The sequence below is a fragment of the Brevundimonas sp. genome (genome assembly GCF_036402095.1).
In the GTDB taxonomy this organism is placed as follows: Bacteria; Pseudomonadota; Alphaproteobacteria; order Caulobacterales; family Caulobacteraceae; genus Brevundimonas.
Genome location: NZ_DASWTO010000036.1, coordinates 18,879 through 44,044, shown reverse-complemented (window position 1 = coordinate 44,044; position 25,166 = coordinate 18,879). Strand labels below are relative to the sequence as shown.

At 68.6% G+C, this 25,166-nt stretch carries 20 protein-coding genes and 1 pseudogene; 13 read left to right on the top strand and 8 right to left on the bottom strand.

Translation table 11 applies throughout. From position 1 onward, the window contains the following. Positions 1-235: pseudogene (locus tag VGD32_RS02980) on the top strand (hypothetical protein); the annotation flags it as partial. Positions 236-316: 81 nt separating this feature from the next. Here the strand turns inward: VGD32_RS02980 and VGD32_RS02975 are convergent. After that, positions 317-1,864: a DNA cytosine methyltransferase gene (locus VGD32_RS02975; RefSeq protein WP_331030418.1), complete on the bottom strand. Its 1,548-nt coding sequence runs from the start codon at positions 1,862-1,864 to the stop codon at positions 317-319. Between VGD32_RS02975 and VGD32_RS02970 the strand changes: the two genes are divergently transcribed. Beyond that, positions 1,795-2,415 carry a very short patch repair endonuclease gene (locus tag VGD32_RS02970; RefSeq protein WP_331030417.1) on the top strand — a complete coding sequence of 207 codons (621 nt, stop codon included), beginning with the start codon at positions 1,795-1,797 and terminating at the stop codon, positions 2,413-2,415. The genes VGD32_RS02975 and VGD32_RS02970 overlap by 70 nt on opposite strands. 125 nt (positions 2,416-2,540) lie before the next feature. Here the strand turns inward: VGD32_RS02970 and VGD32_RS02965 are convergent, their stop codons facing one another. Further along, entirely contained in the window at positions 2,541-2,828 is a 288-nt protein-coding gene (locus VGD32_RS02965) for a hypothetical protein (RefSeq protein WP_331030416.1), read from the bottom strand. Positions 2,829-3,107: 279 nt separating this feature from the next. Continuing rightward, complete coding sequence (locus VGD32_RS02960) at positions 3,108-3,920, bottom strand: NYN domain-containing protein (protein WP_331030415.1); 813 nt, start codon at positions 3,918-3,920, stop codon at positions 3,108-3,110. 121 nt (positions 3,921-4,041) lie between these two features. Here VGD32_RS02960 and VGD32_RS02955 point away from each other — a divergent pair, with 121 nt between their 5' ends. Then, positions 4,042-4,746, top strand: a complete 705-nt coding sequence (locus VGD32_RS02955; RefSeq protein WP_331030414.1) for a Crp/Fnr family transcriptional regulator — start codon at positions 4,042-4,044, stop codon at positions 4,744-4,746. Here VGD32_RS02955 and VGD32_RS02950 read toward each other — a convergent pair whose 3' ends face one another. Further along, on the bottom strand, positions 4,747-5,466 hold the full coding sequence (locus VGD32_RS02950) for an enhanced serine sensitivity protein SseB C-terminal domain-containing protein (protein ID WP_331030413.1): 720 nt from the start codon (positions 5,464-5,466) through the stop codon (positions 4,747-4,749). Between the two features lie 2 nt (positions 5,467-5,468). Further along, complete coding sequence (gene lepA / locus VGD32_RS02945; protein ID WP_331030412.1) at positions 5,469-7,277, bottom strand: translation elongation factor 4; 1,809 nt, start codon at positions 7,275-7,277, stop codon at positions 5,469-5,471. A 229-nt stretch (positions 7,278-7,506) separates the two neighbouring features. On the opposite strand from lepA, the gene VGD32_RS02940 reads away from it, so the two are divergent. Further along, positions 7,507-8,658 carry an efflux RND transporter periplasmic adaptor subunit gene (locus VGD32_RS02940; protein ID WP_331030419.1) on the top strand — a complete coding sequence of 384 codons (1,152 nt, stop codon included), beginning with the start codon at positions 7,507-7,509 and terminating at the stop codon, positions 8,656-8,658. Positions 8,659-8,667: 9 nt separating this feature from the next. Continuing rightward, positions 8,668-11,757, top strand: coding sequence for an efflux RND transporter permease subunit (locus VGD32_RS02935; RefSeq protein WP_331030411.1), 3,090 nt, complete (start codon positions 8,668-8,670; stop codon positions 11,755-11,757). A gap of 444 nt (positions 11,758-12,201) precedes the next feature. Here the strand turns inward: VGD32_RS02935 and VGD32_RS02930 are convergent, their stop codons facing one another. After that, complete coding sequence (locus VGD32_RS02930; RefSeq protein ID WP_331030410.1) at positions 12,202-14,832, bottom strand: TonB-dependent receptor; 2,631 nt, start codon at positions 14,830-14,832, stop codon at positions 12,202-12,204. 401 nt (positions 14,833-15,233) lie between these two features. Between VGD32_RS02930 and VGD32_RS02925 the strand changes: the two genes are divergently transcribed. After that, entirely contained in the window at positions 15,234-16,439 is a 1,206-nt protein-coding gene (locus VGD32_RS02925) for a hypothetical protein (protein ID WP_331030409.1), read from the top strand. Here VGD32_RS02925 and nhaA read toward each other — a convergent pair. Further along, positions 16,436-17,635 (bottom strand): Na+/H+ antiporter NhaA, encoded by a 1,200-nt coding sequence (gene nhaA / locus VGD32_RS02920; RefSeq protein ID WP_331030408.1) that lies wholly within the window; start codon positions 17,633-17,635, stop codon positions 16,436-16,438. The two genes, VGD32_RS02925 and nhaA, sit on opposite strands and share 4 nt — an antisense overlap. Before the next feature lie 223 nt (positions 17,636-17,858). Here nhaA and VGD32_RS02915 point away from each other — a divergent pair, with 223 nt between their 5' ends. Continuing rightward, the gene (locus tag VGD32_RS02915) at positions 17,859-19,274 is read left to right on the top strand and encodes a protein adenylyltransferase SelO (protein ID WP_331030407.1); all 1,416 of its coding nucleotides are present in this window, start codon (positions 17,859-17,861) and stop codon (positions 19,272-19,274) included. A 301-nt stretch (positions 19,275-19,575) separates the two neighbouring features. Next, positions 19,576-19,998: a DoxX family protein gene (locus VGD32_RS02910; RefSeq protein ID WP_331030406.1), complete on the top strand. Its 423-nt coding sequence runs from the start codon at positions 19,576-19,578 to the stop codon at positions 19,996-19,998. Here the strand turns inward: VGD32_RS02910 and VGD32_RS02905 are convergent. Next, positions 19,995-20,363, bottom strand: coding sequence for a VOC family protein (locus VGD32_RS02905; protein WP_331030405.1), 369 nt, complete (start codon positions 20,361-20,363; stop codon positions 19,995-19,997). The genes VGD32_RS02910 and VGD32_RS02905 overlap by 4 nt on opposite strands. A 99-nt stretch (positions 20,364-20,462) precedes the next feature. On the opposite strand from VGD32_RS02905, the gene VGD32_RS02900 reads away from it, so the two are divergent. Genes VGD32_RS02900 through VGD32_RS02880 form a run of 5 tightly spaced genes read left to right on the top strand, consistent with a single transcriptional unit; the run spans position 20,463 to position 25,127 of the window. Next, on the top strand, positions 20,463-20,948 hold the full coding sequence (locus VGD32_RS02900) for a MerR family DNA-binding transcriptional regulator (protein WP_331030404.1): 486 nt from the start codon (positions 20,463-20,465) through the stop codon (positions 20,946-20,948). 4 nt (positions 20,949-20,952) lie between these two features. Further along, the gene (locus VGD32_RS02895; protein WP_331030403.1) at positions 20,953-22,737 is read left to right on the top strand and encodes an acyl-CoA dehydrogenase C-terminal domain-containing protein; all 1,785 of its coding nucleotides are present in this window, start codon (positions 20,953-20,955) and stop codon (positions 22,735-22,737) included. A gap of 2 nt (positions 22,738-22,739) precedes the next feature. After that, positions 22,740-23,903 (top strand): acyl-CoA dehydrogenase family protein, encoded by a 1,164-nt coding sequence (locus VGD32_RS02890; protein ID WP_331030402.1) that lies wholly within the window; start codon positions 22,740-22,742, stop codon positions 23,901-23,903. A 14-nt stretch (positions 23,904-23,917) separates the two neighbouring features. Beyond that, complete coding sequence (locus tag VGD32_RS02885) at positions 23,918-24,637, top strand: 16S rRNA (uracil(1498)-N(3))-methyltransferase (protein WP_331030401.1); 720 nt, start codon at positions 23,918-23,920, stop codon at positions 24,635-24,637. Positions 24,638-24,668: 31 nt separating this feature from the next. Next, the gene (locus VGD32_RS02880) at positions 24,669-25,127 is read left to right on the top strand and encodes an ion channel (protein WP_331030400.1); all 459 of its coding nucleotides are present in this window, start codon (positions 24,669-24,671) and stop codon (positions 25,125-25,127) included. The last annotated feature ends 39 nt before the right edge of the window (positions 25,128-25,166 follow it).

The following is a 25,166-nucleotide window of genomic DNA, read 5'->3' as shown; positions in this document are numbered from 1 at the left end:
CGACCTGCATCGCAAATCCCCCGCCGAGCTGGCCGAGGCCTTCGAGGCCGAGGGCTGGGACGTCACCGACAGGCGCCGCAAGCCCCTGCGCCTGCTGCCCCTGTTCGCCCTGCCGCTGGCCCTCGCCGCGCGGGGCGTGGCGGGGGCCTTGCCGTTCGTCCCCGAGCCGGATCACCCGACGACGGACTGGGGCGCGAGCCTGAAGGCCGAGGCGGGGCGGTTCAGGAAGCGGTGAGGGCTGGAGCATTTGCCAGAGGCCAGCTTATTTCGCCTGCGCACATTCACACCGCTCGGCACCCCAGGCGAAGGGGCCAGGTCAGGCGCTACTAGGCAAGCTCATCCAGAGAACTTCCGCGATCTGCTTCGCTAGGAATGGGGGCACAGCGTTACCGACTTGGACGTACTGCTCGGTCCGATTGCCCAAGAAAAGATAATTGTCGGGGAACGTCTGAAGCCTCGCGGCTTCTCTGACGGTCAACGAGCGACACTGGCTCGGATCGGGATGAATGAAATAGTGACCGTCCTTCGAAATGTGGCTGGTGACGGTGGTTGATGGCTGATCCCATCGCTGTGTCCTGAAACGATCAGCAAACTTGCCGGATGCCCAGTTCGCGTGGGCAGGCGCCAAGGCACTTGGAAAATCCTCCGCCTTGGGCGCACGTCCACGCACGTTGGTAAAAATGGCGCTGAAGAAATATCGGCCGAGATCCTCGATCATGTGACCCCGCGTCGAATGATTGAGTGTGACTTCGAGGCGACTGTCACTCAACCAGTCGAGGAGCGGTTTAGGGCACTCCGCGGACACCGGCGCGGGGGCGGTCGACGACCGCGGAGGAATAGAGTTCAACGCCATGAAGTGGGCCCGCGCTTTCAAGGCGGCCGAAGCCACATCACCCATCTGAGGCATCTTCGCCAAGGCGGAGATGGCATCGTCCATCTGCTGGATGATGACATTGCGCCAGGTTGTGTCGCCGTCATCGACCTTGCTCAGACCGCTGCGGAGCGCAGGCAGCCCGGAGATCGCATTTCGGACAGACGCTGGCTCCCCTGCGAGAGAGGCATGTCGTTCCACAAGCGATCGCATCTGAACCGCAACGTCCCGCCGAAGGCCAATGACAATGACCCGGTGACGCGCTTGAGGAACGCCGAACTCCTCACTCCGAACAACGAAATCCCCATGACGAGTGGACGGTTTCAGCACGATCCGGCCTTCACGGTCCCGACCGATAGCGAACAGTTGGTATGAACCTTCGGATCCGTCCGCCGCTCGAAGATCGTCAAGCACTCGGTCGAATATGCGTCGACCATCAATGGACGACGACAGGATGCCCTTTACATTTTCCATCACGAACGCTGCTGGCCTAAGGCCGTGCAGGATCCGGATGTACTCACGATAGAGAAAGTGGCGACTGTCCTGCTCGGGAACATAGCCGTGAATGCCTTGGTTTCGGGAACGACCGACCAAGGAGTATGCTTGGCAGGGAGGGCCTCCGATAACGACCGTCGGACTTCCCTCTCGGACGAGCGAGGCGATGCGCCTGTCTAGAACTTCTGCTGCTTCCTCGGTACCGAGTTCAAGCTGGAGCGCTTCATCGAGAGCCGCCCTCCACTCCCTCTCGTGAGTCTTGGCCCAGTCGGGCAAGGATCGGCCGCCGTTGAGGGCGGCGTAATATTCGACGGGCAGTTCCTTGAACTGGCGGAGGAACGCCCTGAGCTGAAGCGTCTTGTGAGCGGACGCCTCCTTCTCCACCGAAAGGGCGACTTCAAAAGGATGATGACCGTCGGGATCGGAGAATGCCGAGAAGCCTTCAGCAAGGCCACCCGGTCCGGCGAACAGATCGACGACCTGGTACGTTGAAGGCATGCCCCTGGAATCTCGCTCCCAATTCACCCGCTATGTACCAGGGTCCATCGAAAGCTCCAGGGAAAAGGGCCGACATGGCTGATGTTGTTGACCGGGTAACCCGAGCCCGGATGATGTCGGGCATAAAGGGGACAAACACCCGCCCAGAGCTGGCGGTTCGCCGAGCTCTACATGCAGCCGGCTTCCGCTATCGACTGCACGCGGCAGAACTTCCCGGGCGACCGGATATCGTCCTTCCGAAGCACCGGGCCGTCATCCTGGTACATGGATGCTTCTGGCACCGCCACGCAGGATGCCGATTCACCACGACCCCAGCGACCCGGCCCGAGTTTTGGGCAGAGAAGTTTCAACGTAACATAGATCGGGATGCGCGAAACCGACACATGCTCAAGGCGGCCGGGTGGCGGATCGCAACTCTATGGGAGTGCGATCTCCGTCAATTGGAGCAGGACAAGGTCAAACTGCTGACCGAATGGATCCGCTCGGTCGAGCCGGAGTACGCATCTGACGATCCGAGCATGCCCAAAGCTTCTCGATCTCCGGCGGGTTAAATGAAGGCCAGCCGCTTCCGCCGCCACCTCCCGCTAGAGTCCCAGACAATACCCCGGAGTGAGGGCGACATCTTTCAAGGCAACTTCGACGTTCTGGTTCTTAGTTAATGCCTCGTGCACCGCTCTCATCTTCTGAGAACTCTCGAAGTCTCGGTCCACACGGAGTGGCTGGCCAGACGTTCGACCGCTTGGGCCACCGCAGCCCACTGCTCTTCGGACGGCACTTTTTCGATAAACGTCAAATCTTCCGCAGTGGGCACAACGCGGCTCGCGATAATTTTTCGGAGCAGCTTCGCGACGTAGAGCAGCGAACCCTGATACGACATGCGCCTAGCGCGCTCGGTTTGAGTGGCGGACGATGTGTCGTCGAGTCCGGCGTAAATTTTCTCGTATAACAAGTTGAGCGAACGCACGATGATTTGCCGCTCTCGAAGGCGTGCCGCTTGCATTTGAGAACCGCGGTATGGGTGAGCCGGTATTGAAATCCCCGTCGCAAAGCCAGCACTTCCCCCCGCTCCGGGTGAGGAGAGTGCTCTCGACGTCCGCGCGGTCAATCGCGTTCTGTTCGGCGATTGCGGAGCGCAGTCTGGCTGAAATTTTTATGGGCACCCAAGAACTCCCGATCCGCGTGTTGTCTGACTTGACCGAGGAACTGAGCGCCACCAACCAGCATCAGAGATGCACCTCTCCCCCTACGCCCTATCCCTCACCCGCATCGCTCCCCCCGTCCCCGTCTGCACGTCGAACCGGCCCGTCGCGCGGATCAGGTCCGAGAGCTTGGGGCAGCCGTAGCTGCGCTGGTCGAAGTCGGGGTAGGCGTTGCGGAGGCGGTTGGCGATGCCGCCGGCGTTGACCCAGCCGTCGCCGTCCTCGTCCATGTCGGCGATGACGCTGGCGATCAGGCGGGCGGCCTCGGACGGGGGGCGTTTGCCGGGGGCCGGGGCGGCGCCGGCCGGGCCTGCGTCGGAAGATGCGGCGGCGGCGGCCGGGGCGGAGCGGCGGCCGCGCGTGGGGGCGGCGGGGGCCTCGTCCTCCGGGGCCGCGGGGGCGCTGAGGTTCTCGGTGTAGATGAAACGGGTGCAGGCCTGGCGGAAGCTCTCGGGCGTCTTGCGCTCGCCGAAGCCGTAGACGTCGACGCCCTCTTCCCGGATGCGCGAGGCGAGGCGGGTGAAGTCGGCGTCGGAGGAGACGAGGCAGAAGCCGTCGAAGCGGCCCGAGTGGAGCAGGTCCATGGCGTCGATGACGAGGGCGATGTCGCCGGAGTTCTTGCCCTTGGTGTTGGCGAAATTCTGCTGCGGCTGGATGGCGAAGCGGGCGAGGACGCGGGTCCAGCCCTGGATCTGGGCGGAGGCGAAATCGCCGTAGATGCGCCGGGCGGAGGCCTCGCCCAAGGTGGCGATCTCGGTGAACAGGGCCTCGGCGATGCGCGGCGAGGCGTTCTCGGCGTCGATCAGCACGGCGAGGCGGGGGGCGCGGTCGGCGCCTTTGAAGATATCGGTCGCCATGGGGTCGGTGTTCTCCGGGTCGGGTCCGGTGTGGCGCGGCGGCGGGGGCGGGTCAACCGTAACCGGGGCCGGAGCGGAGCCATTAACGCCGCCGTTCGTTGTCCGGGCGACAGGAACAGCGATGGCCTTCGACAACCATTTTCTCGACCGTATGGAGCCCGCCGATCTGGAGGCGCTGCGTCCGCACCTGCGCCGCATGGAGGTGAGCGCCGGCCAGATCCTGATCGAGCAGGACACGGTGGCGGCCGAGGTGCATTTCCCCGCCGACGCCCAGCTGGCCAATCTGGTGCGGTTCTCCGACGGCTGGGCCATCGAGACGGCGGTGATCGGGCGCGAGGGGCTGTCGGGACTGGCCCCGTTCATGGCCGAGGTTCCCTGCGGCTGGGAGGTGGCGGCGCGGACCCCCGGCGCCGTGCACGCGCTGCCGGCCCGGGTGCTGCGCGACCGTTTCCGCGTCAGCGGGCCGCTGCTGAACCAGCTGCTGCGGCTGTCGTACGTCTACCAGATGCAGGCGGTGCAGCACGCGGCCTGCAATGCGGTGCACACGGTCCTGCCGCGGGTGGCGCGCTGGCTGCTGACGGCCTCGGACCTGACGCCGGGCGAGGACATCCGCTTCACCCAGGAGGAGCTGGCCGGGATGCTGGGGGCGCAGCGCACCACGGTCAACGAGGCGGCCAACCAGCTGAAGGACCGCGGCGCGATCCGCTACAGCCGGGGGGTGGTGCGGGTGCTGGACCGGCCGCTGCTCGAGCGGCTGGCGTGCGAATGCTACCGGATGGAGCGGGGGCGGATCGAGGACGCGGGGGTGATGCCCGAGGCGGGCTGATCAGGGGCGCGGGGCCACGATCTCCAGCCCGGCCCCGGGGGCCTCGCCCGGCGCGCCGACGACGACGTCGAGGCGGGCGTCCAGGGTCACCCCGGCGAGGGCGCGGTTGATCGGCGCCGGAATCGCCGCCTCGCCCGCCGCGGCGCGGACGTCGAGCAGGAAGCCTTCCTCGCCGTCGCTCCAGCGGGCCAGGGCCAGCCACGCCGCCTTGACCGCCGGCTCGGCCGCCAGCTCGCGCGACAGGGCCTCGACGAGGCCGGGCGGGGTCGAGGCGGGCCGGGCGACGTGGGTCGGGGCGCGGTCGCGCGGGGCCGGATTGGGCTGGCCGATCAGGGCGGCCATGGCGTCGGGCGACCAGCGCGCGCCATAGCCGTGGCCGGGGTTCAGCACCGCCGGGTTCTCGCGGATGGTCTGCAGCAGGACGCGGCCGTTGAAGGCCAGCGGCGTGGCCCCGGGCCCCATGACCTGCAGGGCCCGCTCGCGTGCGGTGAAGACGGCGGTGGCCGGGCGGCCGTCGGGCCCGGCGGCGGTGCGCAGGCGCAGAACGTCGGCGGCGGGCTCGCCCGCTCCGTCCTGGGCGGCCGGCACCACCCACAGCTCGGCGCCGGCCACCGCGGCCTCGAAGGCGGCGCGGTCGGCGGGCCCGCCGGACCCGGCGGCCATCAGCAGCCGCTCGAGGTCGTTGAGCGGCTGGAACGCGGGGCGGGCGGCGTCAGTCATGATCAATCCTCGTCCATCTTCAGGGCCGCGATGAAGGCCTCCTGCGGGATCTCCACCTTGCCGAACTGGCGCATGCGCTTCGTGCCGGCCTTCTGCTTCTCGAGCAGCTTCTTCTTGCGGGTGGCGTCGCCGCCGTAGCATTTCGAGGTGACGTCCTTGCGCAGGGCGCGGACGGTCTCGCGGGCGATGATCTTGCCGCCGATGGCGGCCTGGATGGGGATCTGGAAGAGGTGGGGCGGGATCAGCTCCTTCATCTTCTCGACCATGCCGCGGCCGCGGGTCTCGGCGCGGGCGCGGTGGACCAGCATGGAGAGGGCGTCGACCGGCTCGGCGTTGACGAGGATCGACATCTTGACCAGGTCGCCGGGCTTGTAGTCGGTCAGCTCGTAGTCGAAGGACGCATAGCCTTTCGAGATGGATTTCAGGCGGTCGTAGAAGTCGAAGACGACCTCGTTGAGCGGGAGCTCGTAGACGACGAGGGCGCGGGAGCCGACGTAGGACAGTTCGACCTGGGAGCCGCGGCGGTCCTGGCACAGCTTGATGACGCCGCCGAGGTATTCGTCGGGGGTCAGGATCGTCGCCTTGATCCACGGCTCGCTGATTTCCATGATCTGCATCACGTCGGGCAGGTCGGCCGGGTTGTGCAGGTCGATCTCGGAGCCGTCGCGCAGCTTGATCTTGTAGACCACCGAGGGGGCGGTCGCGATCAGGTCCAGATTGAACTCGCGGCTGAGGCGCTCCTGGATGATCTCGAGGTGGAGCAGGCCGAGGAAGCCGCAGCGGAAGCCGAAGCCGAGGGCGGCGCTGGACTCCATCTCGTAGGTGAAGCTGGCGTCGTTGAGGCGCAGGCGGCCGATGGCGGCGCGCAGGTCTTCGAAGTCGGCGGCGTCGACCGGGAAGAGGCCGCAGAAGACCACCGACTGGACTTCCTTGAAGCCCTTGAGCGGTTCGGCGGTGGGCTTCTTCTCGTCGGTGATGGTGTCGCCGACGGCGGCGTGGGCGACCTCCTTGATCTGGGCGGTGATGAAGCCGACCTCGCCCGGGCCGAGGCTTTCGACCGGGGTGTTCTTGGGCAGGAAGACGCCGACGCGATCGATCAGGTGGGTCGAGCCGTTCTGCATCATCTTGACCCGCTGGCCGGCGCGCAGCGTGCCGTCGAAGACGCGGACCAGCACGACGACGCCGAGGTAGGGGTCGTACCAGGCGTCGACCAGCAGGGCCTTGAGCGGGGCGTTGGGGTCGCCCTTCGGCGCGGGCAGGCGGGTGACGATGGCCTCCAGCACGTCCTCGATGCCGAGGCCGGACTTGGCGCTGCACAGCACGGCGTCGGAGGCGTCGATGCCGATGACGTCCTCGATCTGCTCGCGCACGCGGTCGGGCTCGGCGGCGGGCAGGTCGATCTTGTTGAGGACCGGGACGATCTCGTGGTTGTTATCGATCGCCTGGTAGACGTTGGCGAGGGTCTGGGCTTCCACGCCCTGGGAGGCGTCCACGACCAGCAGCGAGCCCTCGCAGGCGGCCAGGGAGCGGCTGACCTCATAGGCGAAGTCCACGTGCCCCGGGGTGTCCATCAGGTTGAGGACGTAGTCGAGCCCGTCCTTCGCCTTGTAGTGCAGGCGCACGGTCTGCGCTTTGATGGTGATGCCCCGCTCCTTCTCGATGTCCATATTATCAAGGACTTGAGCCGACATCTCGCGCGCCGTCAGCCCGCCGGTGTGCTGAATCAGCCGGTCCGACAGGGTCGACTTGCCGTGGTCGATGTGGGCGACCACGCTGAAATTGCGGATGCGTTCGATGGGAGGGGTCGTCATGGCCGCGCCGGTAGCACGGCGGGGCCGGATCGCCAACGCGGACGGCCGCCGCAGGCGCTCAGCCACCGGTTTTGTGGCGGATTACATCGGCGTAAGGGGGCGGATTGGCGTTTGAGAATAGCTCGCGGAGCGGCTATTCAACGGCCGATGACAAGGATCGCCACGACCGGCGGCCCTGCACAGGCGCGCGGCTCCCCTCCGCGCTGCATGGGGATCAGACGTGGCGAACATGATGCGGAACAGCCGGACCGGCGCGACGGTCCTGACCCTGGCCCTGACGCTGGCGCTCGCCGCCTGCGGCGGCGGCGGCGAGGAGGCGGCCAAGAAGGACGAGACCAAGGCGGGCGCCACCGGCGGCAGCAGCCTGACGGTGACGGTCGCGACGGCCACGCTGCAGAACCTGCCGCGCACGGTCACCGCCTCGGGCAGCGTCTCGGCCTGGGAAGAGGTGCCGGTGGGCGCCGAGACCGGCGGCCTGACCGCCACCGGCGTCTTCGTCGACGAGGGTCGCTACGTCCGTCAGGGCCAGCCGCTGGTCCAGCTCAACGACGCCCTGCTGCGGGCCCAGCTGCGCCAGCAGCAGGCCGGGGTGCAGACCGCCCAGGCCAATGCGGCGCGCGACGACGCGGCGCTGGCGCGGGCCCAGGAGCTTAAGGAGCGCGGCTTCCTGAGCCAGGCCGGGCTGGATACGGCCCTGGCCAACCAGCGGGCGTCGCAGGCCAATCTGGCGGCCGCCCAGGCGTCGCTGTCGGAGACCCGCACCCGTCTGGCCCAGGCCACCATCCGGGCGCCCGTGTCGGGTCTGGTGATCAGCCGCAGCGTCACCCGCGGCCAGATCGTCGGCGCCGGGACCGAGCTGTTCCGCATCGTCCGCGACGGCCGGCTGGAGCTCGACGCCCAGGTGCCGGAGACCGACCTGGCGCTGGTCCGCGCGGGCCAGAGCGCCGTGATCTCGTCCGACCAGATCGCCGGCGCCGCCGGCACGGTCCGCATCGTTACGCCGGAGGTCGACCCGCAGACCCGGCTGGGCGTGGCGCGCATCGCCCTGTCCGGCGGCGGCTTCCGGCCCGGCATGTTCGCCCGCGCCCGTATCGAGGTCGGGGCCCAGCCGGCCGTGACCGTGCCGACCGCGGCGGTGCTGTATCGCGAGAACCGCGCCGGCGGGTTCGTGATGGGCGGCGACGGGCGCGCCCGCTTCCGCCCCGTCACGGTCCTGTCGCGGGCCACCGACCGCACCGCCGTCAGCGGCATCGAGGCGGGGGTCCGCGTCGTGGTCGAAGGGGCCGGCTTCCTCGGCGACGGGGACCGCGTCACCGTTGCGGCCGCCCGCCCCGCCGCCGCGCCCGCCGCCCGGGCGCCCGCCGCCGCGGCGAAGAAATAGGCCGCGGCGATGAAGAACATCTCGTCCTGGTCGATCAAGAATCCGATCCCGATCATCCTCATGTTCGTGCTGCTGACGCTGGCGGGCGTCAACGGCTTCATGGGGATGCGGATCAACAACAACCCCGACATCGACTTCCCGCTGGTGCTGGTCGCCGCGGGCCGTCCGGGGGCCGCGCCGAGCGAGATGGAGGTCCAGGTCACGCGGCTGATCGAGGACTCCCTGTCGGGCCTGTCCGGCGTGCGCCACATCAATTCGCAGATCACCGACGGCTCGTCCGTGACGACGATCGAGTTCGAGCTGGGCACCGACACCGAGCGGGCCACCAACGACGTGCGCAACGCCATGAGCGGCCTGCGCGCCGACCTGCCGCAGGACATGCAGGAGCCCAGCGTCCAGCGCATCGACATCACCGGCGACGCCCTGATCACCTGGGTCGTGCGCTCGTCGACGATGACGCCGGAACAGCTGAGCTGGTTCATCGACAACGAGGTCAGCCGGTCGCTGCTGGCGATCAGCGGCGTCGGCGAGGTCAACCGGTCCGGCGGCGTCGACCGCGAGATCCGGGTCGAGCTCGATCCCGACCGCCTCGCCTCCTACGGGCTGACGGCGGCGTCGGTCAGCCAGGCCCTGACCTCGGTGAACAGCGACCTGCCCGGCGGACGGGTGACCATCTCGGGCGCCGAGCGCTCGATCCGCACCCTCGGTTCGGCGGGCTCGATCGAGGAGTTGCGCGAAACCCTGGTGCCGCTGGGCGGCGGGCGCGCCGTGCGCCTCGGCGATCTCGGCACGGTCGAGGATCACTGGAGCGAACCGCGCCGTCTGGCGCGCTACAACGGTCAGGAAGCGGTCACCTTCAACTTCCTGCGCTCGCGCACGGCCAGCGAGGTCAAGGTCGCCGAGCGCGACCGCGAACGCGTGGCCGAGATCGACGAGGCCCACCCCGAACTGACCATCGAACAGGTCACGGCCGGGGTCGAATACATCGAGGAGAGCTACATCGCCTCGCTGGAGGCGCTGCTGCTGGGCGCGGCCCTGGCGGTCGTGGTGGTGTTCATCTTCCTGCGCGACTGGCGGGCGACCTTCATCACCGCCATGGCCATGCCGCTGTCGCTGATACCGGCCTTCGCCATCCTCGGGCCGCTGAACCAGTCGCTGAACGTCGTCACCCTGCTGGCGCTGTCGCTGACGGTCGGCATCCTCGTCGACGACGCCATCGTCGAGATCGAGAACATCGTCCGGCACATGCGCAACGGCAAGTCGCCGTACAACGCCTCGATGGAGGCCGCCGACGAGATCGGCCTGGCGGTGGTCGCCACCACCGCGACCATCCTCGCGGTGTTCGCGCCGGTCGGCTTCATGCCCGGCATCATCGGCCAATTCTTCAAGGCCTTCGCCCTGGCCGCCTGCGTCTCGGTGGCCTTCTCGCTGGTCGTGGCGCGAACGCTGACGCCGCTGATGGCCGCCTATCTGCTGAAGCACACCAAACACGAGGACGCCGATCCGTTCTGGATGGGCGGCTATCTGAAGGCGCTGCGCTGGTCATTGGGCAACCGCTGGAAGGTGTTCGGCATCGGCACGGCGCTGTTCATCGGCTGCGGCTTCCTCGCCACCCAGGTGCCGTTCGAATTTTCCCCCTCGGGCGACGAATCCCGCGCCGCCTTCTCGGCCGAACTGCCGCCGGGCGCGACGCTGCGGCAGACCGACGCCATCGTCCAGCGCCTGACCCGCGACCTGCAGGCCCGGCCGGAGGTCACCTCGGTCTACGCCCAGATCGGCGGGCAGGAGGTCAACCAGGCCAACATCTACGCCGACATGGTCGACAAGGGCGAGCGGGCGCTGAGCCAGCAGGAATTCGCCCGCGAGATGGTCGACGGCTGGAAGCTGTCCGTTCCCGGCGCCCGCATCGGCGCCGGAACCGGCAACCAGGGCGGCGGGCCGTCGGACGGCACCAGCTACACCTTCGCCATCCTGAGCGACAATCCGGAGGCCCTGCAGGCCGCGGCGCGCAAGATCGAGGCGGAGATGCGGACCGTCCCGGGCCTGGCCAACGTCGTCAACACGGCCTCGATCGCCCGGCCGGAGATCCTCGTCACGCCGCGGCCGGACCAGGCCGCGCTGATGGGCGTCTCGACCCGCGACATCTCGCAGACCATCCGCGTGGCGACGCTCGGCGACATCGCGCAGAACCTGCCGAAATATAATCTCGGCGACCGGCAGGTGCCGATCCGGCTGCAGCTCACCTCCGACGCGCGCGAGGACCTGTCGGTGCTGGAGAACCTGCGCGTGCCGACCGAGACCGGCGGGGCGGTGCCGCTGAGCGCCGTGGCCGACATCCAGTTCGGCGCCGGGCCGTCGCAGGTGCTGCGCCAGGACCGGGCCCGCATCGCCTCGATCACGGCCGAGCTCGACGGAATCCGCTCGGGCGAGGCGGCCGCCGCGGTGCAGAAGCTGCCGTCGGTCAAGGACCTGCCGCCCGGCGTGCGCCAGGTGCCGGCCGGGGACGCCGAGTTCATCCAGGAGATGATCACCGGCTTCGCCATCGCCTTCGCCACCGGCGTGCTGCTGATGTATGCGGTGCTGGTGCTGCTGTTCCGCAGCTTCGCCTATCCGGTGACCATCATGGCCTCGCTGCCTCTGGCCATCGGCGGCGCCTTCGTGGCGCTGATGATCGGCGGCTCCAGCTTCTCGATCTCGTCGCTGATCGGGGTGCTGATGCTGATGGGCATCGCGGCCAAGAACTCCATCCTGCTGGTCGACTATATCGTCATGGCCGAGAAGGACGGGATGAAGCGGTTCGACGCCATCATGGACGCGGCCCACAAGCGGGCGCGGCCGATCCTGATGACCACCTTCGCCATGGGCGCCGGCATGATGCCGGTCGCGGTGGGCTGGGGCGCGGACGTCGAGTTCCGCCAGCCGATGGCCATCGCCGTGGTCGGGGGGCTGATCTCGTCGACCTTCCTGTCGCTGCTGTTCATTCCGCCGATCTTCACCATCGTCGACGACATCGCCGGCTTCTTCGCCCGGCGCATGAGCAAGGTGTTCGCCAGCCAGCGGCACGAGCCGAACCGGGGCGAGCCGGCCCCGGCCGAGTAGGCGAGCAGCCGGCCGGAACCGGCGCGACCGCGGCGGGCCGCCCCCGCCGGACCCGGTCGGCGGTTCCGGACGTGGCCGGTTGGGGAAGCGGCCGGTCTCCACAGGCGAGCGGGGCGACGACCGCGGCGGCCCCTTCAACCGGCCGCATCGGGCCGGGGTCCGGATGCAGTTCCGCGCCCATCACCCACATCCGCGCGAGGGTCCCGCCCCTCGGATGGCGGCGGCGTCCCGGGCGTGGACCGCGCCGACGTCGTAGCCGGGGAAGCGCCAGTCGCCGATCCGGCTCCGGTCGACCCCGGCCTGCGGAAGTCCCGCCGGCAGCAGGGCCGCGATCGCCGCCTGAGAAAGGATAATCCGCCCGGGTCCGGATCGGCGTCTTCCCCAAAACAAAACCGGCCGGGGTCGCCCCCGGCCGGCTCGGTCGTCCGCCTTGCGGCGAAGCGATCAGTACTTGAAGCGCAGGGTGGCGCCGTAGGTCCGCGGCGCGCCGAGGAAGGCGTCGTAGGTCTGCGAGTCCAGCGCCGGGTTGTAGTAGGTGCCGTTCGGCTGGACCGTGCTCTGGAAGGCGGAGCCCTGCAGGAAGGCGTTGTACGCCACCTGGATGTACTCCTCGTCGGTCAGGTTCTGGACCCAGAACTCGGCCGTCCAGCGCTCATCCGCGCTGCCCAGCAGGAAGCGGCCGTTCAGCGTGGTGAAGGCGTCCTGCTGCTTGAACGGCAGCAGGTCGGAGCCGGTGTTGTAGTCGCTCATGTATTTGCCGGCGAGGCTGAAGCCGACGCGCAGGTCGTCGCCGATGTTGCGGTCGAAGTTGATCGACAGCGTGCCCGACCATTCCGGCGCGAACGACGCCGTGGCGCCCGGCAGCAGCGACAGCTGCGGGAAGTTGCCCGGGTTGGCCAGGTCGGCGGCGGTGAAGTTGCCGTACTCGGCCTCGGTCCAGGTGACGCCGCCCTGGAAGCTCAGGCCCTCGATGGGCGAGAACCACAGGAAGTCGGCGTCGACGCCGCGCGAGGTCAGCTCGGGGATCGATTCCACGACGAAGGAGGTGCCGAGGAAGGTGTTGAGCTGGAAGTTCTCGAACCGCTGGTCGAAGTAGGTGGCGTTCAGCAGCAGGGTGCGGTCCAGCAGGGTCAGCTTGGCGCCCAGCTCGTAGCTGTCCACGACTTCCGAGGGGAACAGCAGCGAAGCGTTCGGCGTGATGCCGGTCTGCACGCGGTCCAGGTTGTAGCCGAAGCTCTTGTAGCCGCGGGCGTACGAGCCGTAGATCATGGCCTCGGGCGTGAACCGGAACGAGCCCTTGACCGTCCCCGACAGCTCGCCGTCGCTCTCGCTCTCGGAGATGGTGCGGCCGTTGTAGAAGGGGTTGGACCAGGGCAGGCACAGGCGGCCGAGGATCAGCGGGGTGTTGGCGGCGCCGATGGCCCCGGCGATGGCGGCCTGGTTGCCCAGACCGGCGGCGCAGGTGCCCGCCGCGGCGCCCGTGCCGTTGCTCTGCTCACCCTGCAGCCGCTTGTCGTCCATCGTGTAGCGGAGGCCGACGGTGATATCGAACTGATCGGTCAGCGAGTAGGTGTTGTTGGTGAAGACGGCGAACGATTCCGACCGCTGGGTGTAGACGTCCTCGAGCGACTGGCCGGCCGGGAAGGCCGGTCCGGTCGGAGCCAGGGGGCTGGGCGACGGCATGGCGCCGCCGGTGCCGAGGCAGCCCTGGATCTGGGGCGAGGTCGTGCCCGGGCGGGTGAAGCAGCCGATGATGTTCGGGCTGATCGGGATCAGCGGGTTGGCCGCGTTCAGGGCGGCGCTGAGCTGGAACGACAGCAGCGGGGCGTAGTCGGCGCCGATGTAGAAGCTGTCGGCGCGGTCGATGTCCTCGGTGGTGACGAACAGGCCGAACAGCCAGTCCAGACGGTCGGTCTGGCCGGCCAGGCGGAATTCCTGGGTCAGGTTCTCGACGCCGAAGCCGAAGTCGCCGTCCTGCAGGCGGTAGGCCACGTCGGCGCCGGTGAAGTCGGCGTCCTGACCGTTGACGAACTCCCAGTCACGCCACGAGGTGATCGAGGTCAGGGTCGCGCCGCCGAACAGCGACGGCATGTCGACGTTGGCCTCGATCGACCACCCCATGTCCTCGACGTCCTGGCCGGTCGAGCGGTTGGCGTAGGCCGTGCGCGAGAAGGGCAGCAGGCCGAAGCCGGCGGCCGGCGGGCGCTGGCCGGTGCCGGTCGAGAGCGCGTCGACGAAGGGATAGGTCGGACCGGTGCGGATCTGGGTGCCGACGCAGCAGTATTCGTCGCGCGACGAGTAGTCGGCGATGAAGCGGACCGAGGTGTTGTCGTTCGGCAGCCACAGCAGCTGGCCACGGACGGTGCCGAAGTCCTGGTTGTTGTCGTCGGTTTCCGGACGCGGGCCGTCGCCGACGTCGATGTCCATGAACCCGTCGCGCAGGCGGCGGCCGGCGTAGAGGCGGAAGGCCAGGGTGTCGGTGATCGGGCCGCTGACGGAGCCCGACACCGCCATGGCGCCGTAGTTGCCGACGGTGGCCTCGGCGTTGAAGGTCGGGGTGAAGGACGGCGCCTCGGTGATGATGTTGATGACGCCGGCCGAGGTGTTCTTGCCGAACAGCGTGCCTTGCGGGCCCTTCAGGACCTCGATGCGCTGCAGCTCGCCCAGGTCGCCGAAGCCGACCGAGTTGCGCGAGCGGTAGACGCCGTCGATGACGACGCCGACCGAGCTCTCGAGGCCGGGGTTGTCGCCGACCGTGCCGACGCCGCGGATGCGGGCGGTGGTCGAGGCTTCCGACGCCGTCGAGGTGACGGTCAGGCCCGGGGTCAGGACCTGCAGGTCCTTGATGTCGCGAACGCCGGCGTCCTGCAGCACTTCCTGCGACAGGCTGGTGACCACGATCGGCACGTCCTGGAGGTTCTGCTCGCGCTTCTGGGCGGTGACGATGATGTCGTCGACGGTGGTGGCCCGCTCCTGCCCGGTGTCCTGGGCGGCGGCGACCCCGGCGAAGCCGAAGGCGACGGCGCCGACGACGGCCGCGGACGCAGTGGTGCGAAGAAGGTTGGTAAGGCGCATGGTCGCTCCCCGACATGGGCCGGGGGCCCGCATGGAACGGGTTGCCGCGGCGTTTCCTGATCCCTGGCCCGCGCCCTTCTTGCGGAGCGCGGACACTCCAGCATTCGGGGTAATCCAAGCCGGACTCCGCCACAAGCATCCGGGGCCGGAGCGGCCTCATTTCGGCCGTGGCGCAAGCCAGACTGTGACGCAAAAGCGACAGAAACCGATGACGTTAGGTCAATATTCGCCCCGCCGACGTGAGTATCCGCGGCCGTGACGGCCAAATTCGTGCGCGCCGGCGAGGGCCGTGGACACATCCCGGTCAGGGCCTCCGGAGCGGGCCCGGGCCAGCCGATTTGCCTTCCCGCTGGCGCCGCGGCGCCGCTAGACTGGGACATCAGCACGTCCGCCGGGGATCCATGACCTTTCCGATCGAATTCGTCATCTTCGCTCTCACCCTCGCGGGCGTGGCCGTATTCCACCGGCGGGCGCTCGTCGTCACCTCGGCGGGCCTGATCGCGACCCTCGCCTACGAGGGACTGGTGACGACGTTTCCCGGCGGCGAGGGACTGGCGGGGCTGACCGGCCACTTCGCCCATGAATGGGTGATCCTCGCCAATCTGTTCCTGTTGCTGACCGGCTTCGAAACGCTGTCCAGCCACTTCGAGAAGAGCGGACTTCCCGATTTCGCGCCGCGAATTCTTCCCGACAACTGGACGGCGGGCTGGGTCCTGCTGGGGATCATCTTCCTGTCGTCGGCGGTGATCGACAACATCGCCGCGGCCGTGATCGGCGCGGTCGTGGCCCGCCACGTGTTCCAGGGCCGCGTCAGCATAGCCTATCTGGCGGCCATCGTCGGCTGCGCCAACGCCGGCGGGGCGGGCAGCGTCATCGGCGACACCACCACCACGATGATGTGGCTGGGCGGCGTGTCGCCGCTCCATGTGCTGGGCGCCTTCCTCGGGGCCGGCGTCGCTTTCACGATCATGGGATATTTCGCCTCGCGGGCGCAGGCCCGGTTTTCGCCGCCGCTGCTGCATTCTCCGCCGGACCTGAAGATCGACTGGACCCGGCTGGCGATCGTCGTCTTCGCGCTGGTCTCCCTCGTCACCGCCAATGTGGTCGTCAACAGCGTCTTCGCCGGCGTCGAGGAATCCGTTCCCGTGCTGGGCCTGGCGATGTGGGCCGCCCTGCTGGCGGCGGCCCTGTTCCGGCAGCCGGACTGGTCGGCGACCTGGCACGCCGCCAAGGGCGCCCTGTTCCTTGTGATGCTGGTGGCCACCGCCTCGCTGATGCCGCTGGAGGCCCTGCCGGAGCCGACCTGGGTCACCACCCTGGGGCTGGGATTCCTGTCGGCGGTGTTCGACAACATCCCGCTGACCGCCCTGGCCCTGCAGCAGGGGGGCTACGACTGGGCCATCCTGGCGTTCGCGGTCGGCTTCGGCGGCACCATGACATGGTTCGGCTCGTCGGCGGGGGTCGCGGTCTCGAACCTGTTCCCCGAGTCGCGCTCGCTGGTGCAGTGGGTGCGGCAGGCATGGTTCGTGCCCGTCGCCTACCTCGCCGGCTTCTTCGTCATGCTGGCCGTGTTCGGCTGGGTCGTGCAGCCGGGCGGAGGCGGCTAGGAACCCGCCGCCGCCGCCGCCGCGCGTCGGCGCCGGGTCGCCAGTCCGAGCGCGATCCAGCCCGCCGCCGCCGAGAGCGCGGAGCCGCCGATGACCCCCAGCCTGATCTGGATCTGCTCGGGGGAATCACTCGCTCCGGGGAAGGCCAGGACGCCGATGAACAGGCTGATGGTGAAGCCGACGCCGCAGAGGACGCTGACGCCGTAGACCTCGAGCCAGGTCGCGCCGGCGGGCTTGCGGCCGATCTTAAGCGTCGAGGCTAGCCAGGTGGCGCCGAACACCCCGGCCTGCTTGCCCAGGAACAGGCCCAGGGCCACGCCCAGCACAAGCGGCGCCATGACCATCTCCAGCGACAGGCCGGAGAAGGAGACGCCCGCCTTGGCGAAGGCGAACAGCGGCAGGACCAGCCAGGCCACATAGGGGTGCAGGTCGTGCATCGCCTCCTTGAGCGGGCTCTGGCCGTCGGCGCGGCGCTGGCCCACGGGCACGATGGCGGCGAAGGCGACTGCGGTGAGCGCCGTCGACAGGCCGGACAGCACGGTCAGATACCAGACCAGCCCGAAGCCCAGCACCCAGAACGGGGCGGCGATCCTCCGCCGCGCGAGGCCGGCGCCCACGGCGAGCAGGCCGGCGACCCAGAACAGCGGAGCCCAGTCGACGCCGCCCGAGAACAGCACCGCGATGAGGGCGATGGCGCCGAGGTCGTCGACGATGGCGAGCGTCAGCAGGAAGACCCGGAGCGAGGACGGCAGTCCCTTGGCCGCGACGCCGAAGATGGCCAGGGCGAAGGCGATGTCGGTGGCCAGCGGGATGGGCCAGCCTCCGAGCGGTCCGCCGGTGGCGCCCGCCACCATCAGATAGACGAGCGCCGGACCGATCATGCCCCCGAGCGCCGCCAGCACGGGGGTCGCCAGCTTGCGTGGATTTCTCAGATCGCCCTTCAGGATCTCGTATTTGATCTCCAGACCGATCACGAGGAAGAAGACCGCCATCAGGCCTTCCTTGATCCATTCGGTGATCGTCAGCTGCAGGACCAGCGGTCCGACCTGGAGCACGTGTTCGCTCTTCAGCCAGGCGAAATAGGTCCCGGCCCACGGCGAATTGGCCACGAGCAGGGCGGCCAGGACGGCGAAGCCCAGCGCCGCCCCCGACGCGGCTTCGGTCTTGAGAAAATCGAGCGTGATCTTGCGCGCCACGGCGGCCTCCGGATTGGAAAGGTCTGTCGTGGCGCCCGGTTATCGACAGGCGCCGGACCGGGTTCGCCGCAATGCGGGCGCCGGCCTGGCCCTGCCGCGCCGCGAACAGCGGGCGGGCCTGATCTCTGCCGGAGAGAATACGGCCCCTGCCCGGGGGTTCAATCCCCAGGCAAACGGAATCGGAACGGTTGCCCCCGATCGCGGCAGACCGCATCTGGCGTCCATGCCCGTTTCCCCAGCCTATCGCCCCGAGCCCCGCTTCTTCGATCTGGGAGAGGCCTATGGCGACGCGGTCCGCGCGGCCAACTTCCCGCAGACGACGCTGCGCTTCCGCAACGACCGGGCGGCGGCTTCGGTCGGGCTGGAAACGCTGACGGACGCGGAATGGATCGCCCGGTTCGGCCGGTTCGAGCCCCTGCCGGGCCAGCCGGGGCCAGTGGCCATGCGTTATCACGGGCACCAGTTCCGCACCTACAATCCCGATCTCGGCGACGGGCGCGGCTTCCTCGCGGCGCAGCTGCGGTCGGAGGACGGACGTCTGCTGGACCTCGGCACCAAGGGATCGGGTCAGACGCCATGGTCGCGGGGCGGCGACGGGCGGCTGACCCTCAAGGGCGGGGTGCGAGAGGTGCTGGCGGCGGAGATGCTGGAGGCGCTGGGGGTTCCGACCAGCCGCGCCTTCAGTCTGATCGAGACCGGCGAGGCGCTGGAGCGCGGCGACGAGCCCTCCCCCACCCGCTCCGCCGTGCTGGTGCGGCTGTCGCACAGCCATGTGCGCTTCGGAACGTTCCAGCGCGCCGCCTATATCGGGCGGCCGGACATGATCGAGGCGCTGGTCGAGCACGCGCGCGCGCTCTACCACCCGGCGGTGGCGGAGGGGGACGTTCCCGGCTTCCTGCGGGCGGTGGTCGAGGCTTCGGCGCGGCTGACGGCGCGGTGGATCGCGGCGGGCTTCGTGCATGGGGTGCTGAACACCGACAATCTCAATGTCACCGGCGAGAGCTTCGACTACGGTCCCTGGCGGTTCCTGCCGCATTACGAGCCCGGCTTCACAGCGGCCTATTTCGACCAGTTCGGACTCTACGCCTTCGCCCGTCAGCCGGAGGCGGTGTTCTGGGCGCTGACCCAGCTGGGCGGGGCGCTGAAGCTGGTCGCGGACGCGGAGCCGCTGACGGACGCGCTGAACGGCTTCGGCCCGGCCTATATCCACGAACTGCGCGCGGCGTTCCTGGCCCGGCTCGGCGTCGCCAGCCTCGGCGAGGCGGCGGACCAGAGGCTGCTGGATACGACGCTGGCGCTGTTGCGCGAGGGCGGCGAGGCGTTGCGCTGGGAGCCGCTGTTCTTCGACTGGTTCGGAGGTTTCGCCTCGTCGGCGCGGGCGCTGGGCGGGCCGCGCGGCAAACTGTACCAGGGCGAGGCCTTCGACGCCTTCCGCTTCGCCCTGTTCGAGCATGAGCCCGACCGGCCGGAGCGGCTGGAGCATCCGGTGTTCGCCGCGCCGGAACCGGAGGAGATGCTGATCGACGAGGTCGAGGCGATCTGGGCGGCCATCGACGCCGGCGACGACTGGGGGCCGTTCGAGGCCAAGGTCGCGCGGGTGAGGGCGGCGGGCGAGGCCCGGGGCCCGACCGACTGCTGACAGCAGGGTGGCGGCAGCATGGCGCCAGGAAGGATGGACCGGCCGCCTCCCCGCTGTCGCAGGACCGCTCCCCGTGACCCATCCAGATCAGCCCCTCCAGCGTAGCTGTCTTAAGCGTCCCGAAACCGACGCCGCATTACAGAGATTTATGAATACGGCCACGCTTTGGCCGTGGGGCGTTCGCAGAAGGCGGTCACGGATGGTTACGGTCTCGCTTCGCGTCCTTGCGGAACGGTTCGGGCGATCCGACATCGCCACTGTTGCCAATCAAAAGAGCGCTCCTCCCCGGGCGTCGCATAAAATGACCTCTCAGGTTCTCACCCCCGCCCGCTCGCGCCTCGCCGCGAGCTACCGCAATCTGACGCTCTGGACGCTGCAGGGCTGGCTGGCGATGTTCTTCATCGCCGCCGGCTACGCCAAGCTGAGCGAGCCGATGGCCAACCTTGTCGACCTGATGCGCTGGCCGGCGCTGGCCCCGGAAAACATGGTCCGCGGCCTCGGCCTCGCGGAGATCGCGCTCGCCGTCCTGTTGCTGGCGCCGCTGGTGTCGTGGAAGCACGGGCGCCCGCTGCTGGTCACCGCCGCCGCCGGCCTGCTGGCGCTGGAGACGATCATGCTGGCCGTGCACGCCGTCGGCCTCGAGGGCGGCCTGGCCCTGACCAACCTGATCCTGATCGCCATGACCGCGCCGGTGCTGTGGTGGCGGGCGCGGGAAGTGCGTTAGCCTTCGGGCACGCCGACCCACTGGCCGAAGGTGATCCAGAAGCCGTTCAGATCGCGGACGATGAACTCGCGCATGCCGTGGTAGGCCAGATGGAGATCCTGAATGATCTCGATGTCGGCCGGCATCCGCGCCCGCCAGTCCTCCAGGGCGTCAACGACGACGTATAGATCAACGTCCCGACGGTCATGCTCCGCGGGGCGGCCGCCGCAGTTCAGCATGACGGCGTTTTCACCGAGCGTCAGCCTGGCCCAGACCGTCTCGCAGCCGTCGGACGCAGTCTCCTCGACCTTGAAGCCAAGGCGGGCGTACCAGGCGGCCGTCGCGTCGATGTCGGGGACGTGGATCATGGGTGTGACGGTGGTCATGGCGTCCTCTGACCAAGAGAGCGCCTATCATGCCCACCCCGGGCGACCGCAGGCAAACCTTCCCTTTACGTGCACGTAAAGATCGGGTTATCTGGCGGCATGGCGACCGCCGACGATCATCGCACCTATTCGATCCGCCAGCTGTGCCGCGAGTTCGGGGCCACGGCGCGGGCGCTGCGCTTCTACGAGGACAAGGGCCTGCTGACGCCGGCGCGCAAGGGTCAGACGCGGGTCTATGACGCGCGCGACCGGGCCCGGCTGAAGCTGATCCTGCGGGGACGCCGCATCGGCTTCTCGCTGCAGGAGATCCAGGAGATGCTGGATCTCTACGATCACGACAATCACAACGCCCATCAGATGGCCGTCGCCCTGCGCCGCCACCGGGCGCAGATCGCCGCGCTGAAGCAGCAGCGCGAGGATCTCGACGCGGCCATCGAGACGGCCGAGGAAGCCTGCGCCGTGATGGAGCGCAAGCTGGCCGAACACCGGCCCGACCTGCTGCCCGGGGCCGAGGAATACGCCTCGCTGCTGCGCGAGCGCCTGAACCCCGACCATCACCACCAGCCCTTCAAAGCGAGAGCGTAACTCCATGGCCTACAAGGCGCCTGTCCGCGACCTGACGTTCATCCTGAACGAGGTGCTGGAGATCGACCGCTATTCGAACCAGCCCGGCTTTACCGACGTGTCGTCGGACCTGGTCGGCCAGATTCTCGAGGAAGGCGCGAAATTCGCCGAGGAGGTCATCGCCCCGCTGAACCGCGTCGGCGATCAGGAAGGCTGCCGGTGGGACAACGGCAAGGTCACCGGCCCGACCGGCTGGAAGGAGGCCTACAAGGCCATGGTCGAGGCCGGATGGCCCGCCCTGTCGGCCCTGCCCGAGCACGGGGGCCAGGGCATGCCGTCGGTGGTGGCCATGGCCTTCGGCCAGTTCACCGCCGCCGCCAGCGCCGCCTTCTCGATGTATCCGGGCCTGACCGCCGGCGCCTATTGGGGCCTGAACGCCAACGGCTCGGACGAGCAGAAGGCGATGTACCTGCCCAGGATGGCGACCGGCGAGTGGGGCGGGACGATGAACCTGACCGAGCCGCAGTGCGGCACGGACCTGGGCCTGATCCGGACCAAGGCCGTTCCGAACGGCGACGGCAGCTACAACATCACCGGCCAGAAGATCTGGATCTCGTCGGGCGAGCACGACTTCACCGACAACATCATCCATCTGGTGCTGGCCCGCATCGAGGGCGCGCCGGCGGGGATCAAGGGCATCAGCCTGTTCGTGGTGCCGAAATTCTTCGTCAACGAGGACGGGTCGCTGGGCGAGCGCAACGAAGGCGTCGGCTGCGCCGGCCTCGAGCACAAGATGGGCATCCACGGCAACGCCACCTGCGTCATGGCCTATGAGAACGCCAGGGGCTGGCTGGTCGGGACCGAGAACAAGGGCATGGCGGCGATGTTCGTCATGATGAACGAGGCCCGGCTCGGCACCGGCCTGCAGGGCCTGTCGATCGGCTCGGCGGCGTATCAGGCCGCGGTCGAGTTCGCGAAGGACCGCCTGCAGGGCCGCAGCCTGACCGGGCCGAAGAACCCGGACGGCCCGGCCGACTCGATCATGGTCCACCCGGACGTGCGGCGCATGCTGATGGAGGCCAGGGCCTTCGTCGAAGGCGGCCAGGCCTTCATCCTGTGGACCGCGCTGCAGGCCGACCTGCAGCACTCCGCCGACGAGGCCGAGGCCCAGAAGGCCCGCGACTACATGGGCCTGATCACCCCGGTGCTGAAGGCCTATCTGACCGACAAGGGCTTCCACGCCGCCTCGCTGGCCATGCAGGTGCACGGCGGCAGCGGCTACACCGAGCATTTCCCGGCCAGCCAGTATCTGCGCGATGCGCGGATCACCATGATCTACGAGGGCGCCAACGGCATCCAGGCGCTGGATCTGGTGGGCCGCAAGCTGCCGGCCAACGGCGGTCGGGCGATCATGACCTGGTTCGCCGAGATCGACGCCTTCACCGGCGAGCACGGGGCGAACGAGGCGGTGAAGCCGTTCATCGACGGCCTGACCGACGCCAAGAAGAAGCTGCAGGAGGCCACCATGTGGCTGATGCAGAACGGCATGCAGAACCCGGACAACGCCGGGGCTGCGTCGACCGACTATCTGCACATCTTCGGCCTGACGGCGCTGGCCTATGTCTGGGCGCAGATGGCGCTGGCGGCGCAGAAGCAGATCGACGCGGGTTCGACCGACCCGTTCTACGCCCACAAGCTGGCCACCGGCCGCTATTTCGTCGAGCGCATCCTGCCGGACGCGGGCGCGCACCTGGCCAAGGTGAAGTCGGGCGCCGAGGTGCTGATGGCCATGCCGGCTGAGGCGTTCTGAGCGTGAACGTCCTCAACGTCCCCGAACCGGCCTTCATGCAGGAAGAGGAGATCAGCCTCTTCTCGGACAGCGTCGGCAAATGGATCGACGAGCACGCGCCGCCGGAGGCCGTGCAGTCGTGGATCGCCAATTCGAGCGTCCCGCGCGAGCTGTGGACCGCCTCGGGCGAGGCCGGCCTGCTGGGCCTGTCGATGCCCGAGGAGGACGGCGGCATGGGCGGGGACTACCGGCACGAGGTGGTGCTGATGCGCCAGCTGGGCTGGAAGGGCGCGGACCACTTCGGCATCTCGCTGCACAATGCGATCGTGATGCCCTACATCTGGCACTACGGCACCGCCGAGCAGAAGGCGCGCTGGCTGCCGCGGCTGCAGTCGGGCGAACTGGTCGGGGCCATCGCCATGACCGAGCCGGGCGCCGGGTCCGACCTGCAGGGGGTCAAGACCACCGCCATCAAACAGGGCAACCAGTATGTGGTGAACGGGTCGAAGACCTTCATCACCAACGGCCAGCTGGCCAATTTCATCATCGTCGTGGCCAAGACCGACCCGTCAGAAGGGGCGAAGGGCACGTCGCTGATCGTGGTCGAGACCGACGGGGCCGAGGGCTTCGAGCGCGGCCGCAACCTGCACAAGATCGGCATGGAGGGGAACGACACCTCCGAGCTGTTCTTCAACGATGTGAAGGTCCCGGGCGAGAACATCATCGGCGGCGGCGAGGGCCAGGGCTTCATCCAGCTGATGCAGCAGCTGCCGCAGGAGCGGCTGAACATCGCGGTGCAGGGCGTGGCGGCGGCGGAGCGCGGGCTTCAGGAGACGCTGGCCTACGTCAAGGAGCGCAAGGCATTCGGCAAGCGGGTGATCGACTTCCAGAACACCCAGTTCAAGCTGGCCGAGGTGAAGACCAAGCTGACGGTCGCCAAGGTGTTCGTCGACCACTGCATGGGGCTGCATCTGCAGGGCAAGCTCGACGCCGCGACCGCCTCGATGGCCAAATACTGGGTCACCGACATCCAGGGCGAGGTCATCGACGAGATGCTGCAGCTGCACGGCGGCTACGGCTACATGAACGAATATCCGATCGCCCAGCTGTACAAGGACGCGCGGGTGCAACGCATCTACGGCGGGACCAACGAGATCATGAAGCTCTTGATCGCGCGGACGCTCTGACCCCACACAGGGGCATGATCCGCCTGCACGTTCCCCAGCCCCTGTCCGCCGGTTCGGCGGTCCTGCCGACGCTCGACCAGTCGCGCTATCTGACGCAGGTGATGCGGCTGAAGGCCGGCGACGCGCTGCTGGTGTTCAACGGCGTTGACGGGGAGTGGCACTGCATCATCGCCGAGGTGCTCAAGAAGGGCGTGGTGCTGCGGGCCGAGGAACAGGCGCGGGCGCAGACCACCGTGCCGGACGTGCATCTGCTGATCGCGGTGGTGAAGAAGGCGGCGCTGGAGTTCGCGGTCGAGAAGGCCACGGAGCTGGGCGCGGCGCGGATCGGGCTGGTGACCACGCGGCGGACGCAGGGCGACCGGGTGCGGATGGACCGGCTGGAGGCCATCGCGGTGGAGAGCGCGGAGCAGACGGGCCGGCTGGACGTCCCGCAGATCGATCTGCCGGTGAAGCTGGAGGCGCTGCTGGACGGCTGGGACGGATCGCGGCGGCTGATGTTCTGCGACGAGACCGGCGGGGCGCCGGCGATGGCGGCCCTGGCGGATGCGGGCGGGGAGTCGTGGGCTATCCTGATCGGACCGGAGGGCGGGTTCGCGCCGGAGGAAAGAGCGCGGCTGAGGGCCCTGCCCTTCACCACCGCGGTGTCTCTGGGGCCGCGGGTGCTGCGGGCCGACACGGCGGCGACGGCGGCGCTGACGCTGTGGCAGGCGGCGGTCGGAGACTGGGACCGCTAGCGGGGCGGACGGCTTCGGGGCAGGATGCGGAATGTTCAACGAACTGGCCCTGTCGACGGTGATGGCCCTGCTGGCCGTGAGCATCCACGGCTTCGGCCTGCTCAGCCTCGGCCGCGGTCTGGAGCTGTATGAAACCCGGGCGGGCCGGTCCTACGTGGAAGGGCCGCTGTGGCGCCATGCGTTGCTGACCATCGCGGTCGCCCTCGGCCTGTTCATGGTCCACGGGGTGGAGATCTGGATGTACGCCGCCCTCTACACCCTGATCGGGGCGGTGCCCGACCTGCGCGAGGCGGTGTATTTCTCCAGCATCAGCTACGGCTCGATCGGCTACGACGACTCGCTGATGGCGCCGCAGTGGCGACTGCTGGGGGCGATCGAGGGCGTGGCGGGGGCGATCCTGCTGGGATGGTCGGTCGCCTTCTTCGTCAGCGTCATGACGCCTTTCACCTCGCGCAGGAAACACGGCATGGTTCATCGCGACACACCTTGAGGAACAGCGTGTTTCGCCCCATCTAGCCGCGACACGAGG